Raw genomic sequence first — 14,183 nt, 5'->3', positions numbered from 1 at the left:
AGCTGAAACAAATTAATGATAAGTGTTTTTTTGGATGGTTTTTATTGTGCTCCCCATGGTTGTGCTTTTAAGGTTAACCCATATCAATGTGTTTTACCCAGAGCTTTTGCCCGCCTTGAGCGGGCGTTTTTTATTGCTGAGCAATGAGTCGCCGCTGGCCAATCATAAATTCCCCCAAAAATACCCCTTCTACACTTAATTGCTGCACACGGTAATTACCATAATCAACAACATAAACAATGCCTTTATCTATTGCGATACCCTTCGGCTTATAAAATTCACCATTGCCACTACCCCACTGCCCCCAAGCTGTTACGTAGTCACCCTTGGCATTAAACTTTTTAACTTTTTGGCTTCCTTGATCTGTAATATATATATTATTATCTTTATCCACAGCCATATGACTTGGACTAACAAAGCGATCCTCTTGCATTTGTCTTTTTCTATTTTTTATTGATCTCTCTCCTAATTTTTGCTCTAAGTTATTATTTTTATCCACAATTGCTAAGACTTTACTGCTAGGATTGATAAACATTTTCTTATTTTTATTCACAAATAAAAAATCTGAGACAATAATTGAGGCATTACCAGCACTCGGCAGTGGATAACTTTGGCTAAAAATGAACTTTTTATCGAAAATTTGAATACGCTGATTATTAAAATCTAATACATGCAAGTTATCCACTTCATCAAATTGTATTTTTGTGGGCGTATTAAATTGACCAACCGCATGACCAAAGTGGCCTAAAGACATTTTAAAGGTAACACCGGTTAGCACCCCTTGAGAGTTTTTGATGATATTAAATAATTGAATCCGATGATTATGACTATCACTCACCGCTAAAACATGGCCAGCGTGCGATATAGCAACACTGGTAGGGCTTTTAAATAAACCGGCCTGCTGGCCAAAGCCGCCCACCGTACTCACGAATTGTACATTTCCTATTTGGGTACGCTCAAATAAAGCAATACTGTGTTCTTCGGCATTTAATACGGCTATTACACCATCTACCACAGCAATACTGCTGGCATAGTGCTGCCCGCTAGGCCCAAACTCCCAACGGGTAGAATCTTCCATAATAGCAGTTGCTAACCGCTTACCTTCACGATAAGCATTACACCTAATCGCCTGAGGCTCACAAGCTATTGTGTACTGCCCATTGGCTGATATAGCAAAAGAAGCCGGGTAGTGCACGCGAATATCGGCTGAATTAATCGGCGCTATCTTGCTGTCATCTTGTGTTGTGTCAATATGATCGAGACTCAATGCTCTAAAATATTCACCATTTTCTTTAAACACCTGAATACGATGATTGCCTAATTCAGCAATATATAACAGCCCTTGATAAACTGTAATGCCATAAGGTACCGATAACTGCCCAGGCAAGTGACCGCCAGCTCCCCATGCATGGTAAAACTGACCATGGCGCGAATATTTTTTGATTTTATTATTTTGTGAATCGGCAATATACACATTGCCATAGCCATCTGTTGCTATACCTAAAGGCTGATTAAAGTTTTTATCACCATCACCAAAAGAGCCAAAACTGCGAATAAATTGGCCTTTTTTATTGAAGACAACAATGCGATTATTACCTGTATCACTCACATACACAAACTGCTGATCAACCGCTATGCCAGTAGGACTATTTAACTGCCCGTCACCATAACCCCATTGCCCCCAGGTTTTTATAAGCCGACCTTCAGTATCAAAACGTTGAATGCGATGATTGCCAGTATCAGCAATAAAAATACTGCCTTTTTCATCTAGCGCTAAACCTTTCGCATTAAGTAACTGGCCAGGTGAACTGCCGTGGGTTGCAAAGTAGGTTAACTCTTGACCCTGTAACGTGACTATTTTGACTTGCCCTGCCTCGCTATCGATAACCACTAATTGGCCCAAGTTATTAATTGCAAAATTTGTTGGCTCAATTAAGCTAAAAGGGTGTGCACCTTGGCTATGATAAATAAAGGGAGCAGGTGTTTGCAGCGGCTTAAAAGCTGATCCCTCACCCAGTGGGCAAGCATTGGATATAACCGGTAAAATAGCCCATAACATAACACTACGTAATAGGGCCGAGCCTAATAAAGCAATGAATCGTAATTTATTCATACACAGGAACCTCAATCGTACCGGTGAGTGAGTGTAAAAAGTCAACGAGTTGTGACTTCTCTTCTTTTGTTAAGTTAAGTGGTTGCAATAAACGACTGTTATTCTTATGCCTATTAGGTGCGGCATGTTCAAATGTAGAGTAATGCTCAATAACTTGCTCTAAAGTGTGTAGGCTACCGTCATGCATATAAGGAGCTGTTTGAGTAATATTACGTAGTGTGGGTGTTTTATAAGCCGCCCATAAATGATTATGCGTGTTATGGCTAAGCTTTAAATATTGTGTTTTTGCTTTGCTTGTGGTGTCGCTTGTCGGTATATCGCTATATTCACCTAAAATATTCAAAGGATTATTTTTAAGTAATGCTATAGCCCCATAACGTCCACTATCTTTTGGGTTGCTCAATTGGCTTATTAAACGAATATTATGAAATTCACCATCACTAAAATTAGGCCCAAAATGACAAGTTATACAGTTTGCTTTACCTAAAAACAATTGTAATCCACGCTGCTGATTTAACGTTAAATAGTGATTATTTGATTGTATATCATCTGCAAAGTCATCAAAAGGTGAATTAAATTGTTTAATATCTAGCACAAAAGCTGCAATTGATTTTGCAATATTCGTTTTAAAGCGATCAATATCAATCTCTAAAAATGGTTTTTTGTTAACTATTGGGGTTTTTATAAATATTTTATTGTACAAATCATGTAACGTTCGGTCGTTAATTAATACATGATAAATAGCCTCCCAATCTCCATCCATTTCAACTTGAGATTCTATTGACCCTAGCGCTTGCAACCATAAACTATCGGCGCGCCCATCCCAAAAATACCAACGCTGCATAAATGCATTAATAAGTGTTGGTGTATTGCGGCTGCCTTGACCTAAACCTTGCGCTATTGTTTGGCTATCGCTTAATCCGGTTAAAAAATTATGGCAGCTAGCGCAACTAATTTGATGATTACGCGATAAGCGAACATCAAAAAATAATATCTTACCTAATTTTTTAGCCCATTTATTATGGCGATATTGATTAGAAGGCTCTGCCTTTTGATGTTGTTGTGCTATTGCTTCTTTTGTTAATGTAAGGCTTTTTATCAGCGTTTTTTGCGATGAAGTAAATGTCACATCGGCATAAGAGGCTTTAGAAAAAATACATATTACCAGAAAAAAAATTGCTTCCATGAGCAAAAATAATTTTGGCTTAAGAGATCTTATATACATCGTATAATATAAATATAGCTTATAACGTGGCATTAAAACTCATTGTCTCTAATTGCTGTTGAATAACGGGCTTCTGTTGATGCATATAGTTTACCTCTGCTGCCACACGCCAATTACCAGGCATATGCAATAGCATTCCCTCTATGCGATACACAAAAGGGGCTATTTTTTTAACAACTGGCTGGCTATTAGTACCATGACCGTGAGCAGGCATATCGGCATATACACTCACAGAGACTATCTGTGAAGCATTAACACAACTTTTTTTTAACGTTAATTCAAAGCTAAAATATTCGTTGATTTTGGCTACTTCTTGCCAATTTGTAACCGCTGTAAAGCACCGATTGCTACTGACCAAATGCGCGACAGAATCGGAGGTTAAGCCATTATTGCTTTGGTTTTTACAACCACTCAACATTAAACCACCTCCAACAATAATAAATAAAAGATATAAATACATATGCATAATAATAAACGCCATGTGTTTTTTTAAGCCACTATTCAGCAAAGCTTATACGTCAGAATCAATAGAGTACTCATACATTATTTGGGATATTTAAGTATCAATAACATATGAGCACCTTACTAAGGGTGCTTATAGACTCAAGAGGCCAGCAAATGATTCATTGGCACCCCACGGCGGCTTCTTTCGATAATGACCAATGATTAAAACCCAATAGAGCACATGCTAAACATAACACACAATAAAAACAAATAAGACACCCAAAAAAAATAGCTCATCAGTAAACTGATGAGCTATTTTTGAGTGTGACGTTAAAAGAAGTTTTAAGCGTCAATCAGTAATTATTGCTGTCTATATTTTAAATGTGCCAATATACCATCAAGCTCATCAAGGCTCTTGTAATTAAAGACCAACTTGCCCTTACCTTTGGCGCCATGCTGCACCTTAACCGGTACACCCACGTGCTCAGATAAACCTTCTTCTAATTTTGCGATATCACCATCGGCAGTTTGCACTTTAGGTACTTCGCTAGCTTCTTGTTGGGTTTTACGCACTAAAGCCTCTGCTTGGCGAACTGATAAGCTGCGAGCAATAATTTGACGAGCAATACTGCGCTGCAAATTAGTCGATAAGCTCAGTAAGCAACGCGCATGACCCATCTCTAAATCACCATGCTCCAACAACATACGCACTTCATCGGTTAAGTTTAAAAGGCGCAATAAATTGGTCACACCAGTACGTGATTTGCCCACCGCATCGGCAACCTCTTGGTGTGTTAACTCAAACTCATCTTGTAAGCGCTTTAATGATATCGCCTCTTCGATAGGGTTTAGATCTTCACGCTGAATATTTTCAATGAGCGACATGGCAATAGCCGCTTCATCGTTCACATCGCGAATCACTACCGGAATTGTATCAATCGCCGCCAATTGGGTCGCACGCCAGCGGCGCTCCCCCGCGATAATTTCGTATTTGTCTTCACCGATAGGGCGAACCACAATGGGCTGCATGACGCCCTGAGCTTTTATAGAATCGGCAAGCTCTTGTAATGCTTCAGGGTGCATATCACGCCGCGGCTGGTATTTGCCTCGCTGCATAAACTCGACCGGTAAATGCACCAGTTTTCCATCTTGCGGGCCAGGCTCGGCAACCGGCATATCAGCTGCATTTAAAGGCTCTATCGTTTTACCGGCGATAGGCTTAGCAGCTTGTTTGGGGGCACTTCCTAGAAGGGCATCTAACCCTCGGCCCAAACCTTTGCGTTTCATGGCGTTAATCCGTTCAATTCTAAATAGGGTTGGTTCTTGTTGTATGGCGCAAATCGCGACACTGTAGAGCTTAAATTTTTAAGCGGTGACAGGTTGAGTCTTTTTGCGACGTTTAGGCTCGCAGCGCTTAATCACTTCGCCAGCCAAAGCCAAATAGGCGAGGGCGCCTTTAGAGTTTTTATCGTAAGCTAAAATGGGCACCCCAAAACTCGGGGCCTCCGCTAGGCGTACATTACGCGGAATACACGTATGATACAGCTGCTCACCAAAATGCGTCTTTAACTGAGCAGATACCTCACCGGTTAAGCTCATCCGCGGATCGTACATAGTGCGTAAGATGCCTTCTATTTTTAACTCAGGATTCAATGCCGCTTTGACTGTCTCGATGGTTTCGCTTAACGATGACAAGCCTTCCAATGCATAATATTCACACTGCATAGGGATAATAACCCCATTACAGGCAGTTAATGCGTTAATAGTTAACATATTTAACGATGGCGGGCAATCGATGAGAATATAGTCAAAATTATCGGCGACACTCTCAATCGCATTTTTTAAGCGCAGCTCGCGGCTTTGCACCTCTAATAACTGGACTTCAGCAGCCGTTAAGTCACTGTTGGCAGCCAATACCGAGTACTGACCTTGCTCAGAAAAAACCATCGCCTCGGCCATTGATACATCGCCCATCAATACATCATAAACCGTATAGGGCTGTACGTACTTATCGATACCCGAACCCATTGTGGCATTGCCTTGCGGATCAATATCAATCATTAATACCCGGCGCTTGGTTGCAGCCAAAGAGGCGGCCAAATTCACAGAGGAGGTTGTTTTACCTACGCCGCCTTTTTGATTGGTAACGGCAAAAACTTTGGCCACGGTCATCTCTCTTTTTATCAATGCATAGCCTATCTATGCAAAAGGTATTAGCGCTCGCTATTTAGCGGTTGCAACTGTATTAGGCATCGCTCAGCATCTAGGCCAGGCACAACTAAAGGTGTGAAGTTGGCGACAATATAGTGTTTTTGAATTTCGCTCAACTCATCAACGGGCTTTTGACCCTTCATTGCCCAAAAGGCGCCACCTTCTGTCAATAAATGACCACTGCAACTCACAAAGTCTTGCACGCTCGCAAAGGCGCGGCTGATGATGACATCAAACTTTACCGGCGGCTCAAAGGCCTCTACGCGCACATTTTGCACCTCGACATTTTTTAAGCCCAGCTCGTTGATCACCTGAAACAAAAAGCGAATTTTTTTGCCTGCACTATCGAGCAAGGTAAAGCGTGTTTGCGGAAATAAAATCGCTAACGGAATACCGGGTAGTCCACCGCCGGTTCCCACATCTAAAACATGGCTCCCTTTAAAATGCGGTGCCACCACTAAGCTATCGAGTAAATGCAAAGTGACCATTGCCTTAGGGTCACGAATCGCCGATAGATTATAGGCTTTGTTCCACTTTACAAACATTGCTAAGTAGCGCATGAGCAAGTCTTGCTGCTCTTCATTCACATCAAGGCCTATATTTTTTAAGCCTTTTAAAAGTAGTGAATGCTCACTTTCAAACTGTTTTTTCCAATCACTCATTATCGTTCTATCACTTCATTAACTGGCTGTTATTGGCGCTGTTGACGCAGAGGCCTCGACTTGTTTGTGCTTGCGCAGCAAACCACGTTTTTTGAGCGTCACCAGTATCAACGAAATAGCCGCCGGCGTAACACCTTGAATACGTGAGGCTCGGGCAATGGTCTCGGGTTTAGTCGCGATCAACTTTTGCTTTACCTCATTACTGAGCCCTTCGATGTTATCGTACTCGAAGCCAGCAGGAATAAGCGTCTCTGAGCTAGCGCGCAAGCGCGCAACCTCCTCTTGCTGACGATCAATATACCCTGCGTACTTAGCCAAGATTTCGACTTGCTCGGCCACTTGCGCATGCAAAGCAAAAGGCGGTTTCGCGGCATCAACGGGCTCACCTTTTAAGGTCGCCATATCAGCATACGTGAGTTCGGGCCGCTTAAGTAGATCAAGCAAGCTGTATTCACGATTAAGCGCCGTCGCTATTTTGGGCTCTAACGTTTTCGCCTCTGGGGTACCCGCTTGAATAAAGGTGGTTTTTAGGCGCTGATGCTCTTGCTCTATACCCTCACGTTTTTGGCAAAAAGCGTCCCAGCGCTCATCATCGACCAAGCCTAATTCACGACCTTTTTCGGTGAGACGCAGGTCGGCGTTATCTTCGCGCAACAACAGGCGGTATTCTGCGCGGCTGGTAAACATGCGATAGGGCTCTTTGGTCCCCATAGTGATCAAGTCATCGGCCAATACGCCAATATAGGCTTGATCACGCTCTGGGCACCAGCTCGCAAGCTCTTTAACGCGTAATGCGGCGTTGGTGCCAGCGAGTAAACCTTGAGCACCGGCCTCTTCATAGCCTGTGGTGCCATTAATTTGCCCCGCAAAAAACAACCCATTAATGGCTTGGGTTTCGAAGCTATATTTGAGGTCTTGTGGGTTAAAGTAGTCATACTCAATCGCATAACCGGGTCGCATGATATGAGCATTTTCAAAGCCTTTAATCGAGCGTACTAAATCGAGCTGTACATCAAACGGCAGGCTGGTTGAGATACCATTAGGGTACAGCTCGTGTGTATTTAGGCCCTCTGGCTCAATAAAGATTTGGTGGCTATCTTTATTGGCAAAGCGATGGACTTTATCTTCAATAGACGGGCAGTAACGCGGACCAACACCTTCAATAACACCGGTATACATCGGGGAGCGATCGAGTCCGCCCATAATGATATCGTGAGTTTTTTGGTTGGTATGCGTAATCCAGCAGCATACTTGCTCAGGGTGATCTTCCAGCTTACCCATATAACTCATTACAGGCAGCGGGGTATCGCCCCACTGAGGCTCTAAGCCTGAAAAATCAACGCTTTTAGCATCGATACGCGGAGGTGTACCGGTTTTAAGGCGTTCTACATTTAAAGCGAGCTCACGTAAACGGTCGGCTAAGGCAATACTTGGCGGGTCACCTGCGCGGCCGCCTGAATGGTTTTCGAGGCCTATATGTATTTTGCCTCCCAGAAAAGTTCCCGCAGTCAGTACCACAGAAGGTGCCATAAACTTAACGCCCATCTGGGTAATAACACCTTCAACGGTATCACCGGTAACAATAAGGTCATCGGCCGATTGCTGAAAAATATCTAAATTGGGCTGGTTTTCTAAAATAGTGCGAATCGCAGCTTTGTACAATACGCGATCAGCTTGCGCGCGTGTTGCGCGTACTGCAGGCCCTTTGCGGCTATTAAGCACGCGAAATTGAATACCGCCCTTATCCGTCGCTAAAGCCATCGCGCCACCGAGGGCATCGATTTCTTTGACTAAGTGACTTTTACCGATACCCCCAATCGCAGGGTTGCAGCTCATCTGCCCTAAGGTTTCAATATTGTGGGTCAGTAATAAAGTTTTGCAGCCCATTCTAGCTGCCGCTAAGCACGCCTCGGTACCGGCATGGCCGCCACCAATCACTATCACATCGTATTTTTTAGGGTAAAGCATGGCAAACAGCCCATCAAAGAAAAATGGCCGTGATTATAAACTAAAAGCGGAGTGTTTAAAATTTGTACGCGCATTTAACACGTACAAATACTTAGTCGGTCGAATAGCTCGCACTCAGAGTGCTAAGCATCCGTTATTGTTATGATTAATTAATAACAATCGAGCGGTCACCTGTTTCAATATCCACTGCCATCATGCCAAATGAACCTTGTGATACATATAAGACTTCAGCAAAAGGGTGGTGTTGAATATCAGTCAATGTACCACTAAAATCTGGGCCAACTCCTTTCGCTTTATTCCCAGGTATCGATGAGCTAATAACCTCTAATAGCCCAGTCTCGATATTTGCACGCCAAATATCACGTCCATCAGCAATATATACAACACTACTATTAAACGGTGATAATGCTACAGCCGTTGCACTTTTTACCGCTAAATCCATGTACTTTAGAGGCATTTTAACTGTTAATAAGGAAGACGAACCTAACTCATCAACAAATGATGACAACTGGAGCAGTGTAGGCTCTGGAATGTTTTTAAGTGTATATATTATTTGCCCATCAGAGGATAAAGCAATATCGGTACGATCAACATCTGAGGTAAATTCAGCACCGGCCTCATAAGTTGTATTCATACCTCCCACTGCTGCAGTTTGCTCTCCATCTAATAGAATAGCCTGCAAACCAATATCAGACTCCTCATCGACCAAGTAACCCAGATGGCGCCCCTTAGAGAAGGGGTACTTAGCATTAGAGTCAATAACTAAAGCACTCACATTGACCTTTTCATTAATTATTCGTGTAGATACTGTTTCCTTTGATACAACGTTAATTTTTATGAAATTTGCACCTAACGACTCATCAAATGTACCGCCCGCGTAAAAATTGTCATGCTCAATAACATACAAATTTTGTGTCTTATAATCTAAAGCTAAAGGCCAGTAAGTTCTCTTTTTTTGTGTTGATTCATACAACACTTGTATATCCGCTGTCGCTAGATCTAATGCGCTAACACGACCAAATTGTGATCCTGTAAAATAAACGATTGAACCATCTTTAGAAAAGGCCAGTGAATCAGAAGCGCTTGCTCGATCGCTGAGACCTGCGCTTTGTGAAAAATCATTAGAGACCACCAAAGGCTGAAAGTTAAAACTGTTATTACCCGCTACTCCTTTAATCTCAAGCTTTTGGTTTATCGTATTAAGCGGTAAATCTATTGAAGATATACGCCAAATATTTTCACTAACCTCCATAAACTCAACACTATCCAAATACACTCGATCCAGTTTCTCGGGTGTTCGTACAATAATAGCTGTTTTACTTTCATCCCCTATATGACTGTAATTACCAGGATAAATATAATCAACAACCAATGAGCCTTGGCTACTAACTGATTGCTGACTACTTGATATTAGCGAAGAGCTAGTGGCTTGATTTTTTTTTTGATTAGTATCGTCACCACAAGCAATGAGAATAGGCACCAAAAAGCTCACAATAGACGCTCTATATAAAATGTTCATATTAATAACTCTAAACGTTCAACTTAAAAACCAAAGTACACACTTTAATACTCATTTTAGTATGGCAATTCTATTACCAGTTTTAATATCAATCGCCAAAACACCATCAGTATCAGCCGCAGCATATAAAATACCCGCAGACTGATCTAGCGCCATTGCTGTAATATTCCCTCCCAAAGAGACACCTTCACCTTTTTTATTTGGGAAAATATCACTAGAGCTTAGCAGTGTTATAGCTTTGGTTTCTGTATTTAAAATCCAAATACGAGCGCTATCGGCAATATACAAAACTGAGGCGTCTGGTGTAAACAGCATCGCTGAAGGCGCTGTAATATCTGGTGTATTTACCCATAAATCTGCACTAATACTTAAACCATCAAGTGGATCTCTTTCTGCTTCCACAGCAACAATACCAGCACTGCCACTCTTTTCAGCATCAGAATATGTTCGTGCAACATACAACCTACTATCGATAGGGTTAAAAGCAAATGAGGATACAGTATAATCAGCTTTAAGCTGATTGCCATCTATAGATAAACTACTAGTTTTACCTTCTACTCCACCCTCAATAAACCAACGAACTAAACTATTTGATTTACGATTATCAATAGAAAAAATAGCCGCAAAACTACCACTAGAGATTGTAGTAGGGAGAAAGTTTTTTTCTGTATCTACAAAAATGTTTCTGACTGAATTCACACGAAAATTGGGCTTATCAATATTTGAGTCACTATATTCACTACTCTCACCAGTTGTTGCATCAATACGGTGTAATTTGATGTGGTAGCGTTGGTCACCTAAGTTTTTATCATAACTATAGGTATCTTGTAATAGATATAATTTATCATTAACAACATCAACACCTAAAGGCCAAGACAAATCAGCCACTAAATCTTCGCTCGGAGGCAATTGAAACAAGGTATTGCTAATACCGGTTTTCAAATCAAGGCTCAGTATTTTGGCCTTGAATGGATCTGATACATAAAGCTTTTGGTCATGAACATCTAAGGCTAGCCCTCGTGCAAAATGAATACGCTGCATGCCCGCTTTAGTCACCGTACTGCCACCGTGATTATTGATAACTAAATCTTGAGCTTCAACTTCAGAGCCATCATCTAAAACTAATTTGACTTCAAAACTTTGATCATTCGAAGCTCCTAACGCTAAAGTATTTTGACTAACCCAATACCCCCCGCTTAGTATCAGCTGTATATTACCTACGAAAACTTGACTCACCGGTGCACTTAACCCCTCAGTGTCAAGCAGCTTCAATTTAAGCTTTGTCTCTACAGCTCCCCCTAAATGTGCATACTGCATAGGATAAATAAATTGAATCACCTGAGATGCTTCAGGGTTTATCGAACTTGAGCTACCCACTGAAGTATGGCTAGAAGGCACACTGCTTGAGAAGCTAGACGAGCTAATATTAAGACTGCTCTGTGTTGAACTACTCGGATTTAAACTACTTTGTATCAGGCTTGAGGCCGTATATGATGTCGCAAAGCTAGAGCTATTATCGCCATCGCTACCACAGGCGGTCAATAAGAACACTCCACAAGTGATAATGCCAATTTTAAACATATGGTGACTCATCATTATTTTTATCCATTATTTTATTGCGTCAGCGCTAATCCCACTGAACCACAATCATAGTACTTACAAAGTATAAGAATTAAAAACATCACTGTAATTAAGCATACATACTGTAATATTTTTAGCTATTGACTTTTCGCCACTTACTGGAATTAAACTAATTTATCATGCCAAAATACTAAGTACAGCCTTATCTGATAGCCTGTCTATCGACTAATTTATCGCTTCTTACCCAAATAATCCACAAAATAGAGCTCTGCACTTTTTAAAGTAAGGGTTCGAGATTATTGCCCGTGACATGATCGATGTCATTAATATGATGACTGATAGCTTAAAAAACATAAGTCACACAGTAACATGCTAGCAATCAAAAACAGGAGGTATTAGTTCAAATTTTAACCATATTATTAATTATTCAGAGGTACCGAAACTGGGTGCTAATGAATCATTGACTGGGCCACTCAAGCCATCTGCGACTTTGTGCACCTATAAGACCCGAAGCTTAAATATCCAGAAAATAATCCATCAGCACCCTATCAGGTGAGCTTTGTCAGCTTGACTGAATGGTTACAATTATTATTGGTTTTGATAGCAATACATAAATCGCAGGCAAAAAAAAGCCCTCTCATACCTAAGTACGAGAGGGCTTTTATTGTTACTTTAAATCATCAATATAAATTATTTAACAACACCGTAACGATTACCATTAGTGACATCAATCATCATTACACCCTCACCATTACCAGCAACGTACAACATGCCGGTTTTAGGGTGAAAAGTCATAGACCTAATATCATCACTCAGACTAGGGCCACTACCAACAACGGTCGCATTACCACGTGATGAACTAACAACAGTTATATCGCTAAAATCACTCATATTCATTTTAAATATTTGACCGAAGGTAGCAATGTAAAGATTATCGCCAGTCGCATCAAATACGATAGCTTTTGGCTGCCAAGTTACAGGTAATTTAGTAATTAACGTACTAGAACGGCTATAACCATCATCTTCATCATAAGTGACTGATAACTCAGATATGCTGGGTGCACCACGTTTAGTCGCTTCCTCAAATTCACTAACTACATAAATATTACCGTTTTTAGGCGACTGAGCCATAGCTATCAAGCCAAGCTCAACATCAAGGCCCGTGAAAGCAACCGCATTACTACGACCATCACTTATGCGCCACTGCTGAATAGCCTTCAGGTTAAGGTCATCAATAGCAAAGATGTGAGGAGTAGGACCGGCGGCTCCATCAGAGCCACCAAAAGTAGCTTGAGCATCAAGTACAATACCTAATGTGGATTGAATACGCTTAGATGCATTATCTTTATTGCGATCTTCATAAACAGTAGGGGTATTACCGTTAGCGGTATCGATAGCAACCAGTGACACATTCTTCTGAGCATCATTGATATCTTCACTATATTCATACGAGTCAGCTAAGACGTAAACCATATCGCCATCAACTGCGACAGGCCAAGCCAGTGACGCTACTTCTAGTGTTGAAGGTGTACCCGTATAAATAGGAGTACTAACGCCTGTTACCGCATCAAACTGATACACAATAGCTTTAGAAGCGTTAGAGAAGAACATATCGCCGGCAGCACTAATCGCGATGCTACGAGCAGCTGAAATACGTGTTCCACCCGCTATAGATATGTTTTCACCACCAACATTGTTAATAATTAAGCTATTAGCATCATACCAGTCAGCACCGTTATCTAACTGCACTTGAACGCCAAACTCTTGACCGTTGGTTGAGCTATCAACAGTTAAGTTGCTCATTGACTTCCAAAGGTTACCGTCTTTTTCAAGGTCTAATGCGCCATTTACACGTACAGCAGTCACAGTACCGGGCATCTGTGTTTCAGTCACTTCAAGAATAACCTTAACGCTTGTTGCACCCCCTAAGTGAGCACCTTGTGTTGGGAAGACATACTTAACCGTTGCTTCAAGTGCACCAGCAGAAGAGCTAGACATCTCTGAACTCATTTCTGAACTCATAGAAGAAGAGCTAGCAACCGACTCACACCAAGGAGTATTAGAGTACTTTTTAAGATATGTCGCGATATTAGCGGCTTTAGCTTCACACGCGGCATCACCAGCACAACCACCAGGAGCAGGATAGCCCATCATTTTTTCAGCAATATAAATATCTAATGTTGAACCTTCTAGCTTTGTGAAAGCATTAACATTAAATGCAGGGAAGGCGCCACCAGAAGTCATGCCGGTGCTTTCATCAAAAGCGCCATGACAAGCTACACAAGGACCACCTGTATAAGCGGCTTTACCGGCATCTATATCAACCACATCGCAATCAACTGGATCTGTTGGCATTGGGCTGACAGATGATGAGCTTGAAGCAGGAGCGCTTGAGCTAGGAGCGGGAACGCTTGAGCTAGAAGCAGGAGCGCTTGAGCTAGGAGCGGGAACGCTTGAGCT

At 41.6% G+C, this 14,183-nt stretch carries 10 protein-coding genes; all 10 read right to left on the bottom strand.

Annotated features, from left to right (window positions below; all coding sequences use genetic code 11):
* Positions 1–130: 130 nt before the first annotated feature.
* The gene (locus AC438_RS12100; RefSeq protein ID WP_053981526.1) at positions 131–2,113 is read right to left on the bottom strand and encodes a 6-bladed beta-propeller; all 1,983 of its coding nucleotides are present in this window, start codon (positions 2,111–2,113) and stop codon (positions 131–133) included.
* Positions 2,106–3,242 (bottom strand): cytochrome-c peroxidase, encoded by a 1,137-nt coding sequence (locus AC438_RS12095; RefSeq protein WP_162230735.1) that lies wholly within the window; start codon positions 3,240–3,242, stop codon positions 2,106–2,108. The genes AC438_RS12100 and AC438_RS12095 overlap by 8 nt, the downstream gene beginning before the upstream one ends.
* 115 nt (positions 3,243–3,357) lie before the next feature.
* Entirely contained in the window at positions 3,358–3,819 is a 462-nt protein-coding gene (locus tag AC438_RS12090) for a hypothetical protein (RefSeq protein ID WP_053981524.1), read from the bottom strand.
* A gap of 323 nt (positions 3,820–4,142) precedes the next feature.
* A complete protein-coding gene (locus AC438_RS12085; RefSeq protein WP_053981523.1) occupies positions 4,143–5,069 on the bottom strand; it encodes a ParB/RepB/Spo0J family partition protein in 927 nt (308 codons plus the stop codon).
* A gap of 78 nt (positions 5,070–5,147) precedes the next feature.
* Positions 5,148–5,948 carry a ParA family protein gene (locus AC438_RS12080; protein ID WP_053981527.1) on the bottom strand — a complete coding sequence of 267 codons (801 nt, stop codon included), beginning with the start codon at positions 5,946–5,948 and terminating at the stop codon, positions 5,148–5,150.
* 47 nt (positions 5,949–5,995) lie between these two features.
* On the bottom strand, positions 5,996–6,655 hold the full coding sequence (gene rsmG, locus AC438_RS12075) for a 16S rRNA (guanine(527)-N(7))-methyltransferase RsmG (RefSeq protein WP_053981522.1): 660 nt from the start codon (positions 6,653–6,655) through the stop codon (positions 5,996–5,998).
* Positions 6,656–6,673: 18 nt separating this feature from the next.
* Positions 6,674–8,623, bottom strand: a complete 1,950-nt coding sequence (mnmG, locus tag AC438_RS12070; RefSeq protein ID WP_053981521.1) for a tRNA uridine-5-carboxymethylaminomethyl(34) synthesis enzyme MnmG — start codon at positions 8,621–8,623, stop codon at positions 6,674–6,676.
* Between the two features lie 145 nt (positions 8,624–8,768).
* Positions 8,769–10,142 carry a hypothetical protein gene (locus tag AC438_RS12065; RefSeq protein ID WP_053981520.1) on the bottom strand — a complete coding sequence of 458 codons (1,374 nt, stop codon included), beginning with the start codon at positions 10,140–10,142 and terminating at the stop codon, positions 8,769–8,771.
* Between the two features lie 51 nt (positions 10,143–10,193).
* Positions 10,194–11,480 (bottom strand): YncE family protein, encoded by a 1,287-nt coding sequence (locus AC438_RS12060; protein ID WP_156317072.1) that lies wholly within the window; start codon positions 11,478–11,480, stop codon positions 10,194–10,196.
* A 933-nt stretch (positions 11,481–12,413) separates the two neighbouring features.
* A partial coding sequence (locus AC438_RS17100) for a hypothetical protein (RefSeq protein ID WP_202904758.1) occupies positions 12,414–14,183 on the bottom strand: 1,770 nt, incomplete at its 5' end.

Source organism: Marinagarivorans algicola (genome assembly GCF_001292705.1).
In the GTDB taxonomy this organism is placed as follows: Bacteria; Pseudomonadota; Gammaproteobacteria; order Pseudomonadales; family Cellvibrionaceae; genus Marinagarivorans; species Marinagarivorans algicola.
Note: the sequence above shows the minus strand (reverse complement) of the source record. Positions and strands in the feature narration are given on the sequence as shown.

Excerpts from the sequence above, each read along its gene's own strand:
- AC438_RS12100 (WP_053981526.1), bottom strand. The coding sequence starts at position 2,113 with ATGAATAAATTACGATTCATTGCTTTATTAGGCTCGGCCCTATTACGT.
- AC438_RS12085 (WP_053981523.1), bottom strand. The coding sequence starts at position 5,069 with ATGAAACGCAAAGGTTTGGGCCGAGGGTTAGATGCCCTTCTAGGAAGT.
- mnmG (WP_053981521.1), bottom strand. The coding sequence starts at position 8,623 with ATGCTTTACCCTAAAAAATACGATGTGATAGTGATTGGTGGCGGCCAT.
- AC438_RS12090 (WP_053981524.1), bottom strand. The coding sequence starts at position 3,819 with ATGGCGTTTATTATTATGCATATGTATTTATATCTTTTATTTATTATT.
- rsmG (WP_053981522.1), bottom strand. The coding sequence starts at position 6,655 with ATGAGTGATTGGAAAAAACAGTTTGAAAGTGAGCATTCACTACTTTTA.
- AC438_RS12065 (WP_053981520.1), bottom strand. The coding sequence starts at position 10,142 with ATGAACATTTTATATAGAGCGTCTATTGTGAGCTTTTTGGTGCCTATT.